20 protein-coding genes are annotated in these 22,127 nt (G+C 66.2%); 12 read left to right on the top strand and 8 right to left on the bottom strand.

Going from position 1 to position 22,127, the window contains the following annotated elements; all coding sequences use genetic code 11:
* The first annotated feature begins 93 nt into the window (after positions 1-93).
* Positions 94-903: a VOC family protein gene (locus CXZ05_RS02415; protein ID WP_102971034.1), complete on the top strand. Its 810-nt coding sequence runs from the start codon at positions 94-96 to the stop codon at positions 901-903.
* A 60-nt stretch (positions 904-963) separates the two neighbouring features.
* Here the strand turns inward: CXZ05_RS02415 and purM are convergent, their stop codons facing one another.
* From purM to uraD, 6 genes are read right to left on the bottom strand one after another with little or no spacing between them, the layout of a single operon-like run.
* Positions 964-2,127 carry a phosphoribosylformylglycinamidine cyclo-ligase gene (gene purM, locus CXZ05_RS02410; RefSeq protein WP_102971033.1) on the bottom strand — a complete coding sequence of 388 codons (1,164 nt, stop codon included), beginning with the start codon at positions 2,125-2,127 and terminating at the stop codon, positions 964-966.
* Positions 2,127-3,857, bottom strand: coding sequence for an amidophosphoribosyltransferase (purF, locus tag CXZ05_RS02405; RefSeq protein ID WP_102971032.1), 1,731 nt, complete (start codon positions 3,855-3,857; stop codon positions 2,127-2,129). The genes purM and purF overlap by 1 nt, the downstream gene beginning before the upstream one ends.
* A 47-nt stretch (positions 3,858-3,904) precedes the next feature.
* Positions 3,905-4,327, bottom strand: coding sequence for a hypothetical protein (locus CXZ05_RS02400; protein WP_258006410.1), 423 nt, complete (start codon positions 4,325-4,327; stop codon positions 3,905-3,907).
* 16 nt (positions 4,328-4,343) lie between these two features.
* Positions 4,344-5,231 (bottom strand): fumarylacetoacetate hydrolase family protein, encoded by an 888-nt coding sequence (locus tag CXZ05_RS02395; RefSeq protein ID WP_102971031.1) that lies wholly within the window; start codon positions 5,229-5,231, stop codon positions 4,344-4,346.
* An 11-nt stretch (positions 5,232-5,242) separates the two neighbouring features.
* Positions 5,243-5,581, bottom strand: a complete 339-nt coding sequence (gene uraH / locus CXZ05_RS02390; RefSeq protein ID WP_102971030.1) for a hydroxyisourate hydrolase — start codon at positions 5,579-5,581, stop codon at positions 5,243-5,245.
* Positions 5,578-6,075, bottom strand: coding sequence for a 2-oxo-4-hydroxy-4-carboxy-5-ureidoimidazoline decarboxylase (gene uraD / locus CXZ05_RS02385; protein ID WP_102971029.1), 498 nt, complete (start codon positions 6,073-6,075; stop codon positions 5,578-5,580). Before uraD ends, uraH begins: the two co-directional genes overlap by 4 nt.
* 419 nt (positions 6,076-6,494) lie before the next feature.
* Between uraD and CXZ05_RS02380 the strand changes: the two genes are divergently transcribed.
* From CXZ05_RS02380 to CXZ05_RS02335, 11 genes are all read left to right on the top strand, one after another.
* Positions 6,495-7,178, top strand: coding sequence for a response regulator transcription factor (locus CXZ05_RS02380; RefSeq protein WP_102971028.1), 684 nt, complete (start codon positions 6,495-6,497; stop codon positions 7,176-7,178).
* A gap of 23 nt (positions 7,179-7,201) precedes the next feature.
* Positions 7,202-8,575, top strand: a complete 1,374-nt coding sequence (locus CXZ05_RS02375) for an ATP-binding protein (protein WP_102971251.1) — start codon at positions 7,202-7,204, stop codon at positions 8,573-8,575.
* 38 nt (positions 8,576-8,613) lie between these two features.
* Positions 8,614-9,198: a TetR/AcrR family transcriptional regulator gene (locus tag CXZ05_RS02370; protein ID WP_102971027.1), complete on the top strand. Its 585-nt coding sequence runs from the start codon at positions 8,614-8,616 to the stop codon at positions 9,196-9,198.
* Positions 9,199-9,533: 335 nt separating this feature from the next.
* On the top strand, positions 9,534-11,249 hold the full coding sequence (betA, locus tag CXZ05_RS02365; protein WP_102971026.1) for a choline dehydrogenase: 1,716 nt from the start codon (positions 9,534-9,536) through the stop codon (positions 11,247-11,249).
* Positions 11,250-11,253: 4 nt separating this feature from the next.
* Positions 11,254-12,789, top strand: coding sequence for an aldehyde dehydrogenase family protein (locus tag CXZ05_RS02360; protein WP_102971025.1), 1,536 nt, complete (start codon positions 11,254-11,256; stop codon positions 12,787-12,789).
* 151 nt (positions 12,790-12,940) lie between these two features.
* Entirely contained in the window at positions 12,941-14,584 is a 1,644-nt protein-coding gene (locus tag CXZ05_RS02355; protein WP_102971024.1) for an APC family permease, read from the top strand.
* 59 nt (positions 14,585-14,643) lie between these two features.
* The gene (locus CXZ05_RS02350) at positions 14,644-15,783 is read left to right on the top strand and encodes an S-(hydroxymethyl)mycothiol dehydrogenase (RefSeq protein ID WP_102971023.1); all 1,140 of its coding nucleotides are present in this window, start codon (positions 14,644-14,646) and stop codon (positions 15,781-15,783) included.
* Positions 15,780-16,400, top strand: coding sequence for an MBL fold metallo-hydrolase (locus tag CXZ05_RS02345; protein ID WP_102971022.1), 621 nt, complete (start codon positions 15,780-15,782; stop codon positions 16,398-16,400). Before CXZ05_RS02350 ends, CXZ05_RS02345 begins: the two co-directional genes overlap by 4 nt.
* 132 nt (positions 16,401-16,532) lie before the next feature.
* The gene (locus CXZ05_RS02340) at positions 16,533-18,893 is read left to right on the top strand and encodes an FdhF/YdeP family oxidoreductase (protein ID WP_102971021.1); all 2,361 of its coding nucleotides are present in this window, start codon (positions 16,533-16,535) and stop codon (positions 18,891-18,893) included.
* 433 nt (positions 18,894-19,326) lie between these two features.
* On the top strand, positions 19,327-19,389 hold the full coding sequence (locus CXZ05_RS23635) for a hypothetical protein (RefSeq protein WP_374754621.1): 63 nt from the start codon (positions 19,327-19,329) through the stop codon (positions 19,387-19,389).
* Positions 19,390-19,465: 76 nt separating this feature from the next.
* Positions 19,466-19,717: a helix-turn-helix domain-containing protein gene (locus CXZ05_RS02335; RefSeq protein WP_102971020.1), complete on the top strand. Its 252-nt coding sequence runs from the start codon at positions 19,466-19,468 to the stop codon at positions 19,715-19,717.
* On the opposite strand, the gene CXZ05_RS02330 is transcribed toward CXZ05_RS02335, so the two are convergent.
* Together CXZ05_RS02330 and CXZ05_RS02325 are read right to left on the bottom strand one after the other, a co-directional pair.
* Positions 19,712-20,689, bottom strand: a complete 978-nt coding sequence (locus tag CXZ05_RS02330; protein ID WP_102971019.1) for an ornithine cyclodeaminase family protein — start codon at positions 20,687-20,689, stop codon at positions 19,712-19,714. The genes CXZ05_RS02335 and CXZ05_RS02330 overlap by 6 nt on opposite strands.
* Positions 20,690-20,890: 201 nt before the next feature.
* Positions 20,891-22,108 carry a CaiB/BaiF CoA-transferase family protein gene (locus CXZ05_RS02325; RefSeq protein WP_102971018.1) on the bottom strand — a complete coding sequence of 406 codons (1,218 nt, stop codon included), beginning with the start codon at positions 22,106-22,108 and terminating at the stop codon, positions 20,891-20,893.
* Positions 22,109-22,127: the final 19 nt, after the last annotated feature.

Genomic DNA, 22,127 nt, shown 5'->3' with positions numbered 1-22,127 from the left:
CTCCGGAACGTGCCCGTGGGAACCGCGTCCTTAGGAACCATGCCCTTCAGGAACTAGGCTGGAAAGAATTCAGCCAACGAAAGGTTCGGACGCATGGTTCAGCGCAGCGGGTACAGCCTCGGAGAGCTCTGCTGGACGGACGTCCAGACGCCGGACGTGGCTGCCGCCAAGGCTTTCTATGCCGCCGTGTTCGGGTGGCGGTACGAGGACTTCCCGACCCCGGACGGCCGCAGCTACGCGAAGGCCTTCCTGGACGACGACGTCGTGGCGACGGTGGCACCGCAGCCGCAGCAGGGTGGCAAACAGCGGCCCGCGCAGTGGAACATCTACTTTGCCACGGACGACGCCCGGTCCACCGCCGAGGAAGCCGACCACGCGGGCGGCGCGGTGCAGTTCGGGCCGGAGGACATCGGGGACACCGGAATCATGGTGTTTGTGGAGCCGCCGGGCGGCGGTGCCACCGGCGTCTGGCAGGCCGGAACCCACCCCGGCAGCGGGCGGCACAACGAGCCCGGCGCCTTCGCCTGGGCCGAACTGCTCACGCCCGAGCCGCAGGCCGCCGTCGGGTTTTTCCAGCAGCTGTTCGGTCATGAGGTGACGGAATACCCGCAGGACGACGGCGGCACGTACACGACGCTGATGGTGAACGGCGCGGAGGTGGCGGGCATTGCCCCTGCCCCGCAGGAGGACGTGGACGACGATGGCAGCGACGACGAGGACGGCGAGCCCGGCAGCCGCGGCTGGCAGGTCTACTTTGGCGTCTCCAGCGTCAAGGAAGCCGTGCTGTCGGCCGTGGCAGCCGGAGCCGAGGTGCTCGTGGAGCCGGAGTTCGACGACGACGGCGGCACCATCGCCACCCTGAAGGACCCGCAGGGCGGCGTGTTCAGCGTCCTGGAGGTTTAGACGCAGGCTTTAAACAGCGAGTGCTCCCCACCGGCCGGCGGGGAGCACTCGCTGTTTTAGCTATGCGTAGGCGTTGACCAGCTGGACTGCGCCGCCGTCCACGCCCTTGGCGCCCTGCACGTAGTCCGGGCCGGTCTTGATCACGGCGTCTGAATCGGCGCTGACGGAGCCCATGATCCAGGACGGCAGGCCGCGCTCGTTGAGGCGGGCCACGGCGGCGTCTGCGGCTTCGGCGGAGACCACGGCCACCATGCCGACGCCGAGGTTCAGCGTGCGCTCCAGGTCGGGCAGCGGGACGCGGCCCAGCTCGGAGACGAGCTTGAAGATGGCGGGAAGCTCCCAGGTGGAGCGGTCAACGGTGGCCACGAGGCCCTGCGGCAGCACGCGCGCCAGGTTGGCGGCGAGCCCGCCGCCGGTGACGTGGCTGAAGCCGTGCACGGCCTTCTCCGCGGTGACGGGGAAGGCCCGCGCCAGGTCCAGGCAGTCCGCGGCGTAGACGCGGGTGGGTTCCAGCAGTTCCTCGCCCAGCGTGCGGCCAAGTTCGGAGACCTGGCGGTCCAGGGCCCAGCCGGCGTGGTTGATGACGCGGCGGACCAGGGAGTAGCCGTTGGAGTGCAGGCCCGAGGAGGCCATGCCGATCACCACGTCGCCTTCGCGGACGCGGTCCGGCCCCAGCAGGGCATCTGCCTCAACAACGCCGGTGGCGGCACCGGCGACGTCGTACTCTTGTTCGCCCAGCAGGCCGGGGTGCTCGGCGGTTTCGCCGCCCACGAGGGCGGTGCCTGCAACAGAGCAGGCGGCCGCGATGCCGCGGACGATGTCCGCGATGCGCTCCGGAACCACCTTGCCGCAGGCGATGTAGTCGGTCATGTACAGCGGCTCGGCGCCCACCACCACGATGTCGTCAACCACCATGCCCACGAGGTCGTAGCCGATGGTGTCGTGGATGTCCATGGCCTGGGCGATGGCCACCTTGGTGCCGACGCCGTCCGTGGACGTGGCGAGCAGGGGCCTCTTGTAGGTCAGGAGCTTCGAGACGTCGTACAGGCCTGCGAAACCGCCGACGCCGCCAATCACCGATGCGTTGTGCGTCGCCTTGACGGCGTCCTTCATGAGCTCGACGGCGCGGTCGCCGGCCTCGACGTCCACACCGGCGGCCGCGTAGGTGATGCCGGCGTTGTTCTGGGCAGCATTCATGTCAGCAGTGGAGGAAGCGGAAGTCATTAGGACTCTTTCTTGTCAGCGCCGACGGTCGCAGCGTCGTGGTGGAGATCGGGCACGCGGTCGGCGTCGGTGAGCAGGTTCTCGAACTCGGCATCCGGCCCCGGATCACAGCCGGTGGCGCCCGGCTTCTCGGCAGGGTCCTCGGTGACGGGGATACTGTCCGGATTGCCCGGTGTGGCGGTGGCCGGTTCGATGGCGGCTTCCGCGGCGGCGTCACCGGAGGCGGCCGGAGCGCTGCCTGCTGGGCTGGCCGGCAGGCCGCCGAGGTCCGTGCGCTCCAGCAGGTTCTTGCCCAGTTTGTCCGAGCCCGGGAGTTCGATGGGGTACTTGCCGGTGAAGCAGGCGGTGCAGAGCCGTTCGCGGGGTTGCTGGGTGGCGCCGATCATGCCGTCTTCGGAAATGTAGGCGAGCGAGTCGGCGCCGATGGCCTGGGAAATTTCTTCGATCGTGGCGCCGTTGGCGATCAGCTCGGCGCGGGAGGCGAAGTCGATGCCGTAGAAGCAGGGCCACTGGACCGGCGGGGAGGAGATCTTGACGTGCACGGCGGCGGCGCCGGCTTCGCGGAGCATCCGGACGATGGCGCGCTGCGTGTTGCCGCGGACGATCGAGTCATCCACCACCACCACGCGCTTGCCGCGGATCACGGACTCCAGGGCGTTGAGCTTCAGCCGGATGCCCAGCTGGCGCAGCGTCTGTGAGGGCTGGATGAACGTGCGGCCCACGTAGGAGTTCTTGACGAATCCGTGCGCGAACGGGATGCCGGATTCCTCGGCGTAGCCCACGGCTGCAGGGGTGCCGGATTCCGGGACCGGGATGACGATGTCCGCTTCCTGCGTGTTCTCGCGGGCCAGCTGGCGGCCCATCTCCACGCGGGATTCGTACACGGAGCGCCCCGCAATCGCGGCGTCGGGGCGCGCGAGGTAGACGTATTCGAAAACGCAACCGGCCGGAGTCGGCTCCGCAAAGCGCTGGGACCGCACACCCTGCTCATCGATGGCGATGAATTCGCCGGGTTCGATTTCGCGGATGAAGCTGGCACCCACGGTTGCCAGGGCGGACTGTTCAGACGCCACCACCCAGCCGCGTTCCAGCCGGCCCAGGCAAAGCGGGCGGATGCCGTAGGTGTCCCGCGCGGCGTACAGGGTGCCCTCGTCCATGAAGACGAAGCAGAAGCCGCCCTTGATCTTGGGGAGCAGCTCGATCGCGGTCTGTTCGAGGGATTTGCCCTCTTCACCCTCCAGCAGTGCCGTCACCAGGGCGGTGTCCGAGGTGTTGCCCTGCTTCATCTCGCCGCTGAGCTGGCCGTCATTGCGTTCCAGGATCATGGCGTTGAGCTCGGCCGTGTTGGTCAGGTTGCCGTTGTGCGCCAGGGCCACCGTGCCGGTGCTGGTGGCACCGAGGGTGGGCTGGGCGTTGGCCCAGTGACTGGCTCCGGTGGTGGAGTAGCGACAGTGGCCGACGGCCAGGTGCCCGGTCAGGGTGTTCAGCGTGGTCTCGTCGAAGACCTGGGATACGAGGCCCATGTCCTTATAGACGTTGATCCGCTTGCCGTCGCTGGTTGCTATGCCAGCCGACTCCTGACCGCGGTGCTGCAGCGCGTACAGCCCGTAGTAGGTAAGTTTTGCTACTTCTTCACCTGGTGCCCAGACCCCGAAGACGCCGCAAGCGTCCTGTGGGCCCTTTTCGCCAGGGAGAAGATCATGAGAAAGTTTTCCATCGCCGCGTGCCACTGGTCGATTATCTCACGTCATGGGGTAGGGAAATTCCGGCCGCCGGATTATGACCGCTGGCCGGGCTCGCCGTCGTCCGTGGTCCGCTTCGGTGCGGGGCCCGGCTCTGTTGATGGTTCGCCGGCTGGATGCGTGGCCGGTGCCGTGCCTGGTGCGGATTGTTCCGCTTCGGGCACGGCTTCGACGACGCCGCGGCGGGCGCGCCGCACGCTGGTGCGGTCCAGTACCAGGGCGGCAATTGCGCCGAGAATCACACCGGCCGCGGCGCACGGCACCATGAAGAAGCCGTACACGGCGCCGCGGTCGTAGCTGGCATCGCCGGGCAGGGCGTACGCAATGACCGCCGCCGCGGCGAAGCCCACCAGCCCGCCCAGGATCAGGAAGGGAACATACTTGGGGGCGCGCCGGACGGTGATCTCGCGCCGTTCGGGAATTTCGCGCCGTTCGGGGGAGGGCTGGTCGGAAGACATGCCATCTAGCCTACTGTCATCCCGGCCGCTGGCCTGCCCCGGCGGGCTCGGCCTGCTGCCCCGCCGGGACCAGCCGCTGCCGCTGCTCACCCAGGAGGTCGCCGCCGGACATCCGCATGACGTCGCCGGCTACCAGGTACGGGAAGCGGCCGGATAGTGCCACGCCCTCGGGGGTGCCGGTGGTGATGAGGTCGCCGGGCTCGAGCACCATGTACTGCGAGAGCCGGCGGACCAGTTCGGCCGGTCCGAACACCATGTCCGCCGTCGAGCTGTCCTGCCGCACCTCGTCATTGACCCAGGACGCGAGACGGATATCGTCCGCGTCCACCGCCGCGGCGGGAACCAGCCAGGGTCCCACCGGGTTGAAAGTGGGGCACGACTTGCCCAGCGACCACTGCGGCCCGGAGTGCTCCAGCTGGTACTCGCGCTCGGAGACGTCGTTGGACAGGACATAGCCCGCGATGCAGCCCGCCGCCTCGGCGTCGGATGCCAGGTAGCTGGCACGCCGGCCGATGACCACGCCCAGCTCCACCTCCCAGTCCACCCGCTGCGCCCCGGGCGGGATGACGACGTCGTCGTCCGGACCAACCACGGTGTTGGGATGCTTGAAGAAGATGATGGGCCGTTCCGGCACAGGTAAGCCGGATTCTGCGGCGTGCCCGGCGTAGTTCAGCCCCACGCCGATCACGGCGCCGGGCCTGGCGATCGGCGCACCGATCCGTTTGCCGTCGAGGGTCACCCGGGGGAGGCCGGACAGGTCCAGGTCAGTGAGCTGGCCGGACCAGGCCTGGAGGAAGTCCCCGTCGATGTCCTGGGTGACCGGCCGCAGATCGTAGGCCTGGCCGTCGTCGTCGATGACCACAGGTACCTCGTTCCCCGCCGGGCCAATGCGCATGAGCCGCATGCTGTCTCCTTTCAGCTGCCGCGGTAGGTGGAGTAGGCGAACGGGCTCAGCAGCAGCGGCACATGGTAGTGCTCGGTGCCGGTGACCTCGAAGACCAGGTCCACCTCCGGGAAGAATGTGGTGCCGCCCTGCTGGGCGTAGTAGTCGCCGGTGGCGAAGTTGAGCCGGTAGTTCCCGGGGGCCAGGACCTCCGGCCCCAGGTCCTTCGCGCGGCCGTCCGCATCGGTGGTGCCCCTGCCCAGCTGAGTCCAGCTGCCGCCGTCGTTCGCATACAGCACGACGGCGATGCCCGCCGCCGGGCGTCCGGTGCCGGTGTCCAGGACGTGGGTTGTGACGTGGGAAACGCTCATTCGCTGATCACTCCTTCCAGGCGCAGCAGGGCGATTTCCCGCAGCTGCTGCGCGACGATGGCGTCTTCCTGCGCCGGGGTATTGGCCAGGCGCTCGTTCAGCGCTGCCAGGATTTCGGGGGCGGTGCGTCCGGCGGCCCGGATCAGGAAGACCCGGCCGAACTTTTCCTCGTAGGCGCGGTTGCCGCGCGCCAGGGCATCGGCCACGTTGGCGTCTGCCGGGTCCACACCCGCCTGCTCCGACCTGGACATGGCGGCCTCGGTGGTCCGCGCGGCGGGACGTTCGCCGATCCTCGGGTGGTGCGCCATGGCACCTTCCACCTCGTCCGGGGTGAACGGCGCGGCGGCGGCCCGGGCTCCGTCGAGGAGCTCCTCGCGGGATGCGAACGGCCGCGCAGCGGCGATCTGGTCCACCCAGCGGGGGACGTCGATGCAGGGGCGCAGGACTGCGTTGGCAGCGTCCCTGTCCGCGGTATTGAATTCGGCAAGCTTCACGGTGTGATCCTCAAGCAGACGCTGGCATCCATGGTGACGGCTATGCGGAGCTCCGGGTCCTCTCCCGGCGATCGGCAACCCCTCACCGAGGGGTTGACGAGTTCCGCATCATGGAACTGTTATTTCAGCATACGTAATAGTGAAGCCGAGCATGTCTGCTGGTGTCAAGAGACTACCGCAGGGGTTGAGGTCAGGCCGACACAAGACGCTCCCTCAGCTTTGGCAGGCTTTTGGCCGACGCTCCCGCAATGGGTGCGGACGCGTTTGGGTTTTTCCTGCAGGATCTGAGGAAGGGTTCTGGGGGATGGAGGGGGTGATTGGGGGACCTTGAGGGGCCAAGAATTGTCAAAGCTCCAAGAAGTAGCCTGTCCAGGCCGTGGCTATCCCGCGGCACCGTTCCGGCCGGAAGATAATCGGATATGCAGATCCTGGTGGTTGAAGACGACGAATCGGTGGCCGCCGGCGTGCTGGAGGGCCTGACCAGGGCCGGCTTCCAGGCCCGTCACGTCTCCGACGGGGCAGGGGCACTCGCCGAGATCCGCTCCTCCAGCCCTGATTTTGTGCTCCTTGACCTGGGGCTGCCGGACATGGACGGCACGGACGTCTGCCGGTCCATCCGCTCCCTGACCATGACGCCGATCATCGTTGTCAGCGCCCGCGACGAGGAGATCGACCGGGTGCTGGCCCTGGAGCTGGGGGCGGACGATTACCTGGTGAAGCCGTTCGGAATGCGGGAACTCATCGCGCGGATCCGGGCCGTAGCCCGCCGCACGGCCGACCCGCAGTCCGAGACCACCCCGCCGGTTGACGGCGCGCGCGTCATCGGCACCCTGAGCATTGACCAGCGCTCGCGGAGAGTCCTGGTGGACGGTACCGAAATCCATCTCACCGCCAAGGAGTTCGAGCTCCTCTACTACCTGGCTGAGGACCCCGGCGCCGTGTGCCAGCGCAGCGACATTCTGCGCGCGGTGTGGGACGGCACTTGGTACGGAACCACCAAGACCCTGGACGCGCACGTGGCGGCCATCCGCAAGAAGCTCGGCGACCCCCGCTGGATCGAGGCGGTGCGCGGCGTAGGGTTCAGGCTGGACGTGCCCGGATGAGGTGGCGGCTGATTTCCGTGTTCATGGCCATCACGCTTCTGGTGGTGCTGGTGCAGGACATTCCGCTGGGCAGCTACCTGGTACGGGTGGAACGCGACCGGCTGGCCACCTCCCTTGAACGCGACGCCTTCCTGCTCAGCGGGCGTGCACGGCAGCTGCTCGAAACGGGAGGTTCCGCGCCCGGGACGGTGGCCACGGCCGTCCGCGATTACGGCCGCGCCAGTGGGGCCCGCGTGGTGGTGGTGGACCGTTCCGGTACAGCCGTAGCAACGTCCGACGACGACCAGTCGGCCACCGGCGCCTCCTACCTTTCACGCCCCGAAATTTCCGCCGCGCTCGCCGGCCAGATCACCTCAGGCCAGCGGCACTCGGACACCTTGGGGTTCGACCTGGTCTACGTCACTGTTCCCGTCCTCAGCGGCGAGAACATCACCGGTGCGGTGCGCCTGACCTACCCGGCGTCCGTGGTGGATGACCGCGTCTCCGGCCAACTGCGGGTGATGTGGGCGGTTGCAGGCATCACCGTGCTGCTCGCGGGACTGCTGGCCTACCTGATGGCCGGGGCCGTGACCAGGCGGATCAAGCGGCTGCAGAAGGCCACCGAACTGCTCGCGGAAGGCAACCTCGCTACCCGCACGGAGGAGGAACAGGGGCCGCCGGAGCTGCGCACCCTGGCCCGGTCCTTCAACCAGATGGCGGACCGCCTGGAGCACCTGCTGCAGCAGCAGCGGGGCTTCGCCAGCGACGCGTCGCACCAGCTGCGCACCCCCCTGACGGGGCTGCGGCTGCGGCTGGAGAACGCCGTGGATGCCGTCGGCAACGATCCGGACGGCGCGCGCGTCATGGTGGCCGACTCCCTGGAGGAGACGTATCGGCTGCAGCGCATCATTGAGGGCCTGCTCGTCCTGAGCCGGGCGGACAGCCGCAATGTCGACCGGGAGGATGTGGACCTCAGTGAGATCGCCCGGAACCGCATGGAACAGTGGGAAGCGCTGGCAGAGGAAAGCGGGGTGCGGACGGTACTGGACGCGGTCCCGGAGGCAAAGGTGATGGCCATGCCCGGCGCGGCAGAACAGATCATCGACAACCTCATCGACAACGCCCTGGCCGTGGCCCCGCCGGACTCGGAGATCCGCCTGGTGGTCCGCCCTGACGGCACTTCGGGAGGTTATGAGCTTCACGTGCTCGACGACGGCCCCGGGCTTTCCGAGGAAGACCGGCAGAAGGCCTTCAACCGTTTTTGGCGCGGCCAGTCGACGTCCGAGGGCAGCGGCCTGGGCCTGGCCATCGTCCAGCAGCTCGCCGAAGCCAGCGGCGCCGCGGCTTCCCTCGAAGCCAGGCCGGGCGCCCCGGGCCTGGACGCCCGTGTCACATTCAAGGCCGCCCCGCGCCCCTGACGGATGCACCATGACGGGTTTCGCCATATTCTGGCCAAGTGGATACAAGCACCGTGAACTCCGGCGAACAGCTTGACAGGCAGGCGCGCATTCTTGAAGCGGCGCTGGGCCTGCTGTCACGCCACGGCATCTCGGGTGTGAATATGCGCGCCGTGGCCCGCGAAGCTGGCGTCGCACTGGGGCTCGTGAATTACTACTACGAAGACAAGTCGAGCCTGATCCGTGCGGCCTTGCACCGGATCGACGAGCACGACCTCATGCTGGTCGCGGCCGACCCCGCGTCACCCCCAGACGAGCAGCTCCGCACGGCCCTCCGGCGTGTTGCCGGCCCGGAACTCCTGACCACACAATATCTGTCCCTGCGACTCCATCTTTGGGCGCTCGCGCAAGCCCATGAAGACTTTGGACTGATTAACGCGGCGGCGTTTGAGCGGTATCTCGATGGGCTCGCGACGCTGATAGGCAATGCCAAACCCGAGCTCTCCAGCGATGAATGCAGGGAGCGGGCAGCCGACATCGTCGTCGTGCAAAACGGCATGTGGCTGACGGCGCTCCTTGGGGTAGACGAGGCATCCATCAGGAGGAGCCTCGCCCGCACCGAGCAGATCGCCTTCGCCGGCTAGCGGAAATAGGCCCTAGCTAAACACGCACACTCGGCCTGGGCGGCCCATGCCCAAAATTTCTTGAACATCGGTTCAGTTTTAACCTTGAACACTTGTTCAAGCTCGACTATTCTGCATGTGTATGACCTACACCACACAAGCGGGGTCCCGCGGAAATAAAGGCGTTTCATCGGCGACTTCCGGTCCCCGGCCCAGGCGCAACTTCACTCGCCGCAGCCTCTGACCAACCCGTCAACCCCTATCGCGTTATGGGCCGCCGGTCACCTAAGAGCCCGGGGTCCAACGACTCACACCTTCGTGAACGCTGATCTGCACCAGGTAGAAGGAGATTTTGCATGACACAGACCAATTACGACTACGTCATTGTCGGCGGCGGCAGCGCGGGTTCCGTGCTCGCCAACCGCCTGAGCGACGGAGGACAGAGCAGCGTCCTGGTTCTTGAAGCCGGACGAAGCGACTACCCCTGGGACCTTTTCATCCAGATGCCCGCCGCGCTGACCTTCCCCAGCGGCAACCCGCTCTATGACTGGCGCTACGAGTCCGATCCCGAGCCCCACATGGGCGGCCGGCGCGTGGCGCACGCCCGCGGCAAGGTCCTGGGCGGCTCCAGTTCCATCAACGGCATGATTTTCCAGCGCGGAAACCCGCTCGACTACGAGCGCTGGGGCGCCGACGCCGGCATGGAAACGTGGGACTTCGCGCACTGCCTCCCGTACTTCAACCGGATGGAAAACGCGCTCGCAGCCGATCCCGACGATGAACTGCGCGGACATTCCGGTCCGCTGGTGCTGGAGCGCGGCCCCGCCACCAATCCGCTGTTCCAGGCCTTCTTCGCCGCCGCCCAGGAAGCCGGCTACCCGCTGACCGACGACGTCAACGGCTACCGCCAGGAGGGCTTCGCTGCGTTCGACCGCAACGTCCACAAGGGCCAGCGGCTCTCCGCTTCCCGCGCCTACCTCCGGCCTGAATTCGGCCGGAAGAACCTGACCGTCCTGACCCGGGCCCTCGTCACCAAGGTCAACTTCAAGGGCAACGTGGCCACCGGTGTCACCTACCGCCGCAACGGCAAGACCCATCAGGTCAACGCCGGTGAAGTGATCCTGGCCGGCGGCGCCATCAACACGCCGCAGCTGCTGCAGCTCTCCGGCGTCGGCAATGCAGCCCACCTGAACTCGCTGGGCATCAACTCTGTGGTGAACCTGCCCGGCGTCGGCGAAAACCTCCAGGACCACCTCGAGGTCTACATCCAGCACGCCTGCACCCAGCCGGTCTCCATGCAGCCCAACCTGGACCTGTGGCGCTACCCGCTGATCGGGCTGCAGTGGATGCTGGGGCGTAAGGGGCCGGCCGCCACCAACCACTTCGAAGGCGGCGGCTTCGTCCGCTCCAACGATGACGTGGCCTACCCCAACCTGATGTTCCACTTCCTCCCGGTCGCCGTCCGCTACGACGGCCAGAAGGCGGACGCCAAGCACGGCTACCAGGTGCACATCGGCCCCATGTACTCCGACGCCCGCGGCAGCCTGAAGATCAAGTCCACCGATCCCACGGTGCACCCGTCCATGCTGTTCAACTACCTTTCCACCGACCAGGACCGCCGCGAGTGGGTCGAGGCGATCCACGTCGCCCGCGACATCCTCGGCCAGTCCGCCATGGGTCCCTTCAGCGGCGGCGAGCTTTCTCCCGGCCGGGGCGTGCAGACCGATGCGGAGATTCTTGACTGGGTTGCCCGCGACGCCGAGACGGCACTGCACCCGTCCTGTACCGCGAAGATGGGGCCGGACTCCGATCCCATGGCCGTGGTGAACCCGCTGGACATGAGCGTGCACGGCACCCGCGGCCTCCGCGTGGTGGACGCGTCGGCCATGCCCTACGTGACCAACGGCAACATCTATGCTCCGGTAATGATGCTCGCCGAAAAGGCTGCCGACCTGATCGCCGGCAAGGCGCCGCTCGCGCCCCAGCATGCCGATTTCTACCGGCACGGTGTGAGCCCGCTGGAACGCGGCGGAGCCGCGCCGGTAGCAGCACCCGCGGCGGCGAAGGGTTAAGGGCATGAGCCTGACGATCGATACCCAACTGGACCTCGCCCGCGGCTTGTACGTCGACGGCGCCTGGCAGGAGGCGTCCGACGGCGGGACCACCACCGTGCGCTGCCCGGCGGACGGGCGCGAGGTGGCGGTAGTCGCCTCGTCGACGGCGGAGGACGCGGAGCGGGCCATCGCCAGTGCCCGGGCGGCGTTCGACGACGGCCCCTGGCGCCGGCTCACAGACATCGAGCGCGGCGCAGTCATGCTACGCGTCGCGGACCTCCTTGAGCGGGACAAGGCCGCCTATGCACGGGCCGAGGCGCTCGACACGGGCAAGCGGCTCGTGGAGGCCGAGTACGACATGGACGACATCGCCGCGTGCTTCCGGTACTACGGCAAGGTGGCCGGGCTCGACGCCGGCCGTGTCATCGACACCGGCCGGGCCGATGCGATCAGCCGCGTGGTGTACGAGCCGCTCGGGGTCTGCGCGCTCATTGCGCCGTGGAATTACCCGCTCCTCCAGGCGGCATGGAAGGTGGCGCCGGCACTCGTCGCGGGGAACTCGTTCGTGCTCAAGCCCAGCGAGCTCACCCCGTCGACCTCGATCCTGCTCATGGAGACCCTCGCAGAGGCCGGCGTTCCGGCCGGCGTGGCGAACCTGGTCACGGGATCCGGGTCCAAGGTGGGCGGCCCGCTCAGCTCCGATCCGCGCGTCGACCTCGTATCCCTGACCGGGAGCCTGGCCACGGGGCAAACGATCATGGCCGCCGCCGCCGAAACCGTGAAGCGCGTCGCCTTCGAGCTCGGCGGGAAGAACCCCAACGTCGTATTCGCGGACGCTGACTGGGACGCCGCCGTCGACAACGCCCTGACCGCGGTCTTCCTGCACTCCGGCCAGGTCTGCTCGGCAGGGGCACGGCTCGTCGTCGAAGAGACGATCGCCGAGCGTTTCGTGGCCGAGGTGGTCCAGCGGGCGAAGAAGATCCGGATGGGCGGACCGTTCGACGCCGACGCCGAGACCGGGCCGCTCATCTCCGCCAGGCACCGCGACCAGGTCCACGCCTACGTCCACGCCGGGATCGCGGAAGGCGCAGAGCTGTTGTGCGGCGGCTACATCCCCGAGGACGGGCCGCTCGCGGACGGCTTCTTCTACCCGCCCACCGTGCTCGGCAACTGCCGGTCGGGGATGAGCGTGTTGCGGGAGGAATCGTTCGGCCCGGTGCTGACCGTGGAGACGTTCCGGACCGAGGCCGAGGCCGTCGCGATCGCGAACGACACCGAATACGGCCTGGCCGGCGCGGTGTGGACGTCGGACGCGTCGAAGGCGCAGCGCGTCGCCGGCGCCCTCCGGCACGGGACGGTGTGGATCAACGACTACCACCCGTACGTTCCGCAGGCGGAGTGGGGCGGTTTCGGGAAGTCGGGCATCGGCCGTGAGCTCGGCCAGGCGGGCCTGGCCGAGTACCGCGAGGCCAAGCACATCTGGCAGAACATCGCCCCCGCCCCGAGCGGATGGTTCGGTTCGGCTCCCGGGGAAACGGGGGCGGGCACGGCCGGCTAGGCATCAGCTTTGGGGGGAGACAGCCGGGCGCTGCAGCGCGGTGCCCGGCCGTCGATGCACCTGCGTGCGATTTCACGTGGGTGTAGTGTTACCCGCGTCCAAAGGCGGCCGCGGGTCATCACCATCGTGCTTTTCTGACTTAGGAGTTCAGATGTTGGAACCCAGCAAGAGTACTGATTCAAGCGGCATGGACGAGTTCGGCTATGCCCAGACCCTGGACCGGAGCATCGGCAAGTTCGCCAGCTTCGCCGCAGGCGTCAGCTACATCTCCATCCTCACCGGTGTTTTTCAACTGTTCTACTTTGGTTTCTCCATGGCCGGCCCGGCGTACGCGTGGTCCTGGCCCATCGTTTTCGTCGGCCAGCTGATGGTAGCGCTGTGCTTTGCCGAACTGGCAGGCCGCTACCCCGTGGCCGGGTCCGTCTACAACTGGGCCAAGCGGCTCGCCTCCGGCACCTCGGCCTGGCTCGCTGGCTGGCTGCTGCTGCTGTCCTCCATCATGGCGCTGGGATCCGTGGCACTGGCCCTGCAGATAACCCTGCCGCAGCTCTGGTCCGGTTTCCAGATCGTCGGTGATGGCACCGGCCCCTTTGATTTCGCAATGAACGGCGTCGTGCTGGCCACCATCATGATCACCATTTCCACCCTCATCAATGCCTTCGGCGTGAAGCTTATGACCATGATCAACAGCATCGGCGTGTTCGTGGAGCTCGTCGCGGCCGTGCTGCTGATCCTCGCGCTGGGCTGGCACGTGGTCCGGGGCCCCGAGGTCTTCTTCGACACCGCCGGGTTCGGCGAAGGCCACGACCTGGGATTCTTTGGCGTGTTCCTCATTGGAGCGATGGCCTCCGGCTACGTCATGTACGGCTTCGACACCGCCAGCTCCCTCGGCGAGGAAACGAAGGACCCGAAGCGCACCGCGCCCAAAGCCATCCTGCGCGCCGTCACCGCCTCGTTCCTGCTGGGCGGGTTGATCCTGCTCTTCGGCATCCTGGCCGCACCGGACCTCACCGACCCCAAGATCGGCGCTGCCGACGGCGGCCTGCAGCACATCGTGCTCTCCGTCCTCGGCGGACCCTTCGGCAAGGCCTTCCTGGTGTGCATCGTGGTGGCCGTGGTGGTCTGCACCCTGGCGGTCCACGCCGCAGCCATCCGCATGATGTTCGCCATGGCGCGGGACAACAACCTGCCCTTCAGCCGGCAGCTCAGCAAGGTGGACCCGGTCCGGAAGACCCCCACCATCGCGGCCATCGTGATCGGCGTCCTGGCCGTCATCCCGCTGCTGGTCAATGTCATGCAGCCCGCGATTTTCACCATTCTGTCCAGCATCAGCATCGTCCTGATTTACATGTCCTACCTGCTGGTCACGGTTCCCATGCTGCGCAAGCGCCTCCTGAAAAAGTGGCCCCTGCGCGATGAAGGCCACGGCGAAGCGGGCTTCAGCATGGGCAAATGGGGACTGCCGGTGAACATCCTCGCCGTGCTCTGGGGCGGGGCGATGACGCTCAACCTCATTTGGCCGCGGCCGGAAATCTATAACTCGGTGCCGCCGTTTGAGTGGTACTTCCAGTGGGGCGGCGTCCTCTTCGTCGCCGCCGTCACCATCGGGGGCACCCTTCTCTACCGCCTGAAGATCAGGCACCAGACGGGCGTCCTCGCCGAGCACGCAGCTGCCGTAGCGGCCCACCCGTCGTCCGGTGCGGCTGGGGAGCCGCAGCCGGCCAGGGCAGGCGGAGGCGCGGAGGACGGCCTCGATCCGATCGAAGATGATCTTGAACCGCAACGAGTCAGCTAGATTGGCAACGGGTGCCGTTGCCAACGAGTCCCCAGGACTCAGGAAAGGAACACTTACTCATGGTTCATAAAGTCAAGGCTGTTGTTGTCAGGGCGAAGGACGCTCCGGTGTCGGTGGAGACGATCCTGGTGCCGGATCCGGGGCCGGGCGAGGCGTTGGTGGATGTCCTGACGTGCGGGGTGTGCCACACGGACCTGCATTACAAGCTGGGCGGGATTGGGGATGAGTTCCCGTATCTGTTGGGCCATGAGGCCACCGGTGTTGTCGCGGCGGTGGGTGAGGGTGTTACCGAGGTCGCCGTCGGTGACCGGGTGATCCTGAACTGGCGGGCGGTGTGCGGGCAGTGCCGGGCGTGCGCGAAGGGCCAGCCGCAGTACTGCTTCAACACGGCGAACGCCACTCAGAAGATGACGCTGGAGGACGGCACCGAGCTGTCCCCGGCGTTGGGGATCGGGGCGTTCGCGGAGAAGACCCTGGTCGCTGCCGGGCAGTGCACGAAGGTCGATGAGGACGCGGACCCGGCCGCGGTCGGTTTGCTCGGCTGCGGTGTGATGGCCGGCATCGGCGCGGCGATCAACACCGGCGAGGTCAAGCGCGGCGAGTCGGTGGCCGTGATCGGCTGCGGCGGGGTGGGTATCGCCGCGATCGCCGGCGCGAAGCTCGCCGGGGCGACCACGATCATCGCCGTGGACATCGACGAGAACAAGATCGGGATGGCCAAGACCCTGGGCGCGACGCACGGGGTGAACTCCCGCACCACGGACCCGGTCGAGGCGATCCGGGCCCTGACCGGCGGGAACGGCGCGGATGTGGTGATCGAGGCCGTCGGCCGGCCCGAAACGTACAAGCAGGCCTTCTACGCCCGCGACCTCGCCGGCCGGGTGGTCCTGGTCGGTGTCCCGACCCCGGAGATGCAGTTGGAGCTGCCGCTGCTGGATGTGTTTGGGCGGGGCGGGTCGCTGAAGTCCTCCTGGTACGGGGACTGCCTGCCCTCCCGCGACTTCCCCATGCTCGTGGCCCACTACAAGGCCGGCAACCTGGACCTGGACGCGTTCGTTTCCGAACGCATCACCATCGACCAGGTCGAGGAGGCCTTCGACAAAATGCACGAAGGCAAGGTCCTGCGCTCGGTCGTCGAAATCCAGCCCGCAGGAGCCTCCACGGCGGCTGCTGCCGAGCCGGCGGTGGCCTCGGCATGAGCGTCACGATCGAAAACCTCGTCACCTCGGGCACGTTCTCGCTCGACGGCGGGACCTGGGATGTGGACAACAACGTCTGGATCGTCGGCAACGAGGAGGAGTGCGTGATCATTGATTCCCCGCACGACGCCGCCGCGATCATCAACCAGGTCCGGGGCCGGAAAGTTCTGGCGGTCCTGCTCACCCACGCGCACAACGACCACATCGGCGCCGCCCGCGAACTCGCCGACGCCGTCGGCGCCCCGATCCACCTGAACCCGGCGGACCAGGTCCTCTGGGAACAGGTCTACCCCGGCACCACCCCCGACAAGGAGATCGCCGACGGGGACGAGTTCCAGGTCGGCGGGGCCACGCTCCGGGCCATCCACACCCCCGGCCACTCACCCGGCTCCACCTGCTTCCACCTCGAAGCAGAGACCACCGTGTTCACCGGGGACACCCTGTTCAACGGCGGCCCCGGCGCCACCGGCCGCTCCTACAGCGACTACCCCACCATCCTGACCTCCATCCGCGAACGGCTCCTCACCCTCCCGCCGGAAACAACCGTCCGGACCGGCCACGGCGACAACACCACCATCGCCGCCGAACGCGAAACCCTCGCCAAAGTGGCGCAGTAACAGGTGGCCCAGCAACAGGTGACACAGTAAGAAGAAAGCAAGTTCGCTACGCATAAGGCGCGCCAGGAATGCCTGGCGCGCCTTCGTGGCGATCAAACAGGCACGAAGGCAGCCGGTTAGGAAGTTGGAACAATGAAGTTCGGGAAGCAGCCCGCCCCCGTCGCGGACATTAACGAGGACGATCTCGAAGTCCACAAGCCGAAGACCGAAGCCGCCGGTGTCAAGGCCGTGATGGTGGCGCTGGAACGCGCCGTGGCGCAGGCCGGTGTGACCCGCACGGCGCAGTCGCTCCTGCGGCTGAACCAGCGCGGCGGTTTTGACTGCCCGGGCTGTGCGTGGCCGGAGTCGGACAAGAAGCGCAAGGCCGCCGAGTTCTGCGAGAACGGTGCCAAGGCTGTGGCCGAGGAGAACACCCTGCGGACCGTGGGGGCGGAGTTCTGGGCGAAGCATTCCATCGCCGAGCTGTCCGAGAAGACCGAGTACTGGCTGGGCAACCAGGGCAGGCTCAGCGAACCAGTGGTCATCCGGGAAGGGGAGACGCACTACTCGCCGATCTCCTGGGCGGATGCGTTCGAGCTGATCGGCGAGCACATCCGGGCCAGCACGCCGGACCGCTGTGTTTTCTACACTTCCGGGCGCACGGCCAATGAGACAGCCTTCATGTACCAGTTGTTCGCCCGGTCGCTGGGCACCAACAACCTGCCGGACTGCTCCAACATGTGCCATGAGTCCTCCGGTTCCGCGCTGAACCCGACCATCGGCATCGGCAAGGGCACGGTATCCCTGGATGACATCCACGACGCCGAGCTGATCTTCGTGGTGGGGCAGAACCCCGGCACCAACCATCCGCGCATGCTGTCCGCGCTGAAGGAATGCAAGGACAAGGGCGGCAAGGTGGTGGCGGTGAACCCGCTGCCGGAGGCCGGCCTGTTCAACTTCCGCGACCCGCAGACGCTCTCCGGCGTGGTGGGCGGCGGCACGCCGCTGGCCGACGAATACCTGCAGATCAAGGTGGGCGGCGACCTCGCCCTGTTCCAGGCCCTCGGCCACCTGCTGCTGCAGGCCGAAGAGCAAAACCCGGGGACCGTCGTCGACCGTTCCTTCATTGACGCGCAGACCGACGGCTTCGGCGCCTACGTCGAAGCCCGCCGCGACCTGGACTGGGCGGAGACGGAGAAGGCGACGGGCCTGAGACGGCAGCAGATCGAGGATGTGGCCGGGATGCTGGTGGCGTCCAAGGCCACCATTTTCTGCTGGGCGCTGGGTGTCACCCAGCAGCCGCACTCGGTGGACACCATCAAGGAAATGGTCAACGTCCTGCTGCTGCAGGGCAACTTCGGCAAGCCCGGCGCCGGTGCGTGCCCGGTGCGCGGCCACTCCAACGTCCAGGGCGACCGGACCATGGGCATCTGGGAGAAGCCGAAGGAATGGCTGCTCGAAGCGCTGGACAAGGAGTTCGGTATCCGGTCGCCGCGGCACCACGGTCACGACGCTGTGGAGTCCATGGAGGCGTTTGAACGCGACGAGGTGGACGTCTTCGTGTCGATGGGCGGGAACTTCTCGCTGGCGTGTTCGGACACGGAGACGCTGGAAGCCGGAATGCAGCGGATCGGGCTCACCGTCCATATCTCCACCAAGCCCAACCGGTCCCACATTGTGCACGGCCGCACCTCGCTGATCCTGCCCACGCTGGGGCGGACGGACAAGGACGACAAGCACCCCAAGGGCGCCCAGTTCCTGTCCGTGGAGGACTCCATGTCCGTGGTCCACTCCACCCAGGGCAGGCTTACCCCGGTGTCCGAACACCTGCTCGCCGAGCCCGTGATCGTGGCCCGGATGGCCGAGGCCACATTCGGCCCCGGCCACGCGGTGGACTGGAAGGCCATGGCCGAGGACTACGACGTGGTCCGCGACCACATCTCCCGGGTCCTGCCGGGATTCGAGGACTTTAACGCCAGGGTCCGGACCAGGAACGGCTTTGTGCTGCCCAATCCGCCGCGCGACACCCGTTCGTTCAAAACGGACATCGGCCGCGGCCGGTTCACGGTGAGCCCGCTGGAGTATCTGACCCCGCCGACCGGGCACCTGGTGCTGCAGACCATCCGCAGCCACGACCAGTACAACACCACGTTCTACGGCCTGGACGACCGGTACCGGGGGATCTCCGACGGCCGCCGCGTGATCCTGGTGCACCCCGAGGACCTCGCCGAGCAGGGCTACAAGGACCGCGACCTCGTGGATGTGGTGAGCACCTTCCAGGGCACCGACCGGCGCGCCGAGAAGTTCCGCCTGGTGGCCTACCCGACGGCCAAGGGCTGTGCCGCGGCGTACTTCCCCGAAGCCAACGCCCTGGTCCACAAGGAAAACGTGGCCCGCGTGTCCAACACCCCCGGCTTCAAGGCCATGTTCGTCCGCTTCGAGCCGCACGCAGGCGGGACTGCGACTGCCGAGGCCGGTGAAGCAGCCGACCTTGAGGCTGCAGCGGTTCGCTGAAACTATCAAACAGAACGGCCCCGCTTCCTTTTGGAAGCGGGCCGTTCTGTTTTCGGCCAGGGGCGCCAGCCCGGTTTGTCAGATTGAGTTCTCAGACGTACTCGACGTCGCGTCAGAAAAGATTGAACCGGACCCTACTCTGACGGTCTTTTCAGTGTTTCCTGACGTCAGGTTGGGGTGTAGTTCAAACCTGTCAATGGTCGAAGTGTGTCTCGCAGGCCGAGGGGTTTCGGAGCGCGTTTCTTGGGAGCCGTCTCGCAAGCCGCCGGTTACGGGATAGGTCTTTGAGACGAGGAACGTACAGAGGTCATAGGCCCCTACTTGTCTTGCTACCTTGCCTCGCAAGCGGGGCGACATCACAGCGTCAAGACAGCGACAGGCACAGCTCGCCTTCGATCAGGCGCTAGATTCCCTGCAGGAGGGTGACACTCTGGTGATTATCGCTCTCGCCCGGCTGGGACGGTCGACTAACAATATGATCGACTTGTCTGACTAGCTGCCAGGCAGGGCGGCAACGGCCATGTCTTGAACCTCGACGGGGCAACGACGACGCCGGCAGTCCGAGAGGCAGCATGGTGTTCACCGGCATGGCCGCGTTGGCGCAGATGGAGCTGGCGATCGAGCGGGAACGGGACAACGACAGCGGTGAGGAAACAGCGTGCCGACGGGAAGGACCTGGGCGCCGCCGATGGCAACAGTTCAGGCACAGACAGATCCAGAACGCCCGCCGTCTGGTCGACGGCGGCGAACAGGCCACACGAATAGCCAAAGACCTGGGAATGTCGCCCGCCACCCTGTACCGGCGTATCCATGAACTGTCATGAAACCAAGACAGAGTCGCCGACTTCCGAGGCGATTGCCTCGTAGGCAGCGGTGGCGATGGCTAAATCTTGCCAGGGCATGCCGGTGGTCTTTAGGACGGTGGGTCGCCCATGTGGGATGCGTTTATGGCCGGACACGACGTCCGCCAGCGTGATGAGGCTTTCCGGGCCGACGATCGCGCCGGACTCCATCGCCTGGATAATGTCGCCTGCTTCGAGCTGTGAAGTGCGCAGTGATTCGACGCAGATGCTCGCGTGTGCCATCAGGGCGTCATCCAGTTCCCGTCGTGCCGGTTCATGTGAGCCTATAGCGATGACTACTGCGGTGTCTTTTACGTGCGAACCGTCAAAGAGTGGCTCGGCTGAGCCGGTGCAACAGATGACCAGATCGGCATTGGCGACCTCTTCGGTGCTGCAGACCTTGGACTTCAGCCCGAGTCCGGCTGCGCGGGCAGACAGTGACTTTGCCGCACCTGGATTCCGCCCTACGATGCCGACACGGTTAATTGTTAGTACAGTACTGAAGGCCTTAATGTGTTCCCAGGCTTGTTGTCCGGTACCGAAAATCAGGAGATTCTTAGGGCCAGGTGAGGTCAGCCGTAAGGCGCCTAAGGCAGACACGGCGGGAGTGCGAAGATTTGTCAGTGCCGTACCATCAAGGACCGCCAGCGGGCGCTGGTCCGGGCCGCCGAAAAGTGCGTAGAGGCCTTGAATCACGGGCAGGTTGGAGGATGCATTTTCGGGGCTAATGGTGAGCAGCTTCGTTCCTGTGTAGGTTCCCGAGGTGGAGGGCATCTGTAGGAAATGCCCCCGGTCGGTCTTTAGTGTCGAACGCAGGCCATCACGTTCAGGATCAAAGCCTGCCAAGAGGAAACTCTCGAGCAATTTGACGGCATCCGGGAGAGGGACAGCCCTTTGGATGTCACAGCTGCTGATAAAAACCGGAGCAGGAAAGGATGAAGACTGGGGATTCATTGGCGTTCCTGATTCTATTTTTGTTCGCAAACTCTGGTTGGCGTTGTGGAGGCTTCGATGACGGCGTGTGCGCCGCCATCCAAGCCTTTCCGGTTTACAGCGATTTGCTGCTCCCTGTAGATGCTCCGACGTTCGTGAGATCTGCCACCGGCGTCGGCGTTAGTGGTGGGCAGTTCTTGCCGGGGACATGGCCTTGTCGCCTTAAGCGAAGCTGGGTCGGGAGGGGCTGCTTATGAGGCCGTCGACGCGCAGTTCATCGATCTCGGCGGATGAGTAGCCGAGCTCGGCCAGGATTTCCTCCGAGTGCTGTCCGAGCAGGGGTGCGGGGGAGTACTTCCTGCTGCCTGCGGCGGACAGGCGGATCGGGTTGTCTATGACTCTGATGGGTCCGGCGGTTGGGTGGTCCACTGTTCGGATGATGTCGTTGTTTATGACCTGGGGGTGGGCCAGTACTTCGTCGTAGTCCAGCACCGGTGCGCACAGGACGCTGCGGGCGCTGAGTTTCTGAACGGCTTCGTCGGTGGTGAACCTGCTCAGTTCGTGGTCCAGAATCGACCACAGGGCTTCCCTGTTTTCCATCTGAAGTTCCGAGGTTGCAAATTCGGGTCGGATGGTGAGGTTATCAATGCCCAGAGCATCACATACTGCTTCGAGGGGGTCCGGGCGGAACAGCCCGACGATGTTTATCCATCCGTCGGAGGTCTTGAAGGAGCCGACGAGGTTGTCCCTTTCCCAGTTGATCTCGAAGCGCCTCATCATCCATTGTGTGTATTCGTTCATTTGGGCGAACAGAGCGGTGTCCAGCAGCGATACGTCGACTCGTTGCCCTTTGCCCGAGGCTGATCGCTCGACAAGAGCCATCAGGATCCCCTGCACGAGGGCCATGCCTGCTCCGAAGTCGACGAAGGGGATCGGGAATATTCCGGGGCGGCCCGTGTCGTCTCTGTTGTGCCAGGTGGATCCGCTGAAGGACTGGAGCGCCATGTCCTGTCCGCCCATGTTTTTCATTGGACCGCTCTCGCCAAAGCCTGTGCCGGAGGCGTAGATCAGGCCTGGGTACTTCTCCTGCAGGGCGTCGTAGCCGAGGCCCATGCGTTCGGCCACACCTGCGCGAAAGTTCATGACGATGACATCTGTTTTTTCCAGCAGCTCGTGAACGATGCCCATGGCGCGTGGGTTCTTCATGTCCAGGACGAGCGATCGTTTGTTGCGATTCACAGCGAGGAAGCTGGCACTGTCTTCAATGCCGCTGGATCGGACGTCGATGGTGCGGCTGATGTCGCCGAGCTTCGGACGCTCGACCTTTGTCACCTCGGCGCCAAAGTCGGCGAGGATCTGTGTTGCCATCGGGCCGAACTGCACTTGGCTGAAGTCCAGAATGCGGATGCCTGTCAGCGGGAGTGATCGGATAGCGGTCATGGTGGTTCTGCTCCTGTGC

Source organism: Arthrobacter sp. AFG20, from assembly GCF_002892795.1.
GTDB lineage: Bacteria > Actinomycetota > Actinomycetes > Actinomycetales > Micrococcaceae > Arthrobacter.
The sequence above is the reverse complement of the archived record's forward strand: the minus strand, read 5'-3'. Positions and strand labels throughout refer to the sequence as shown.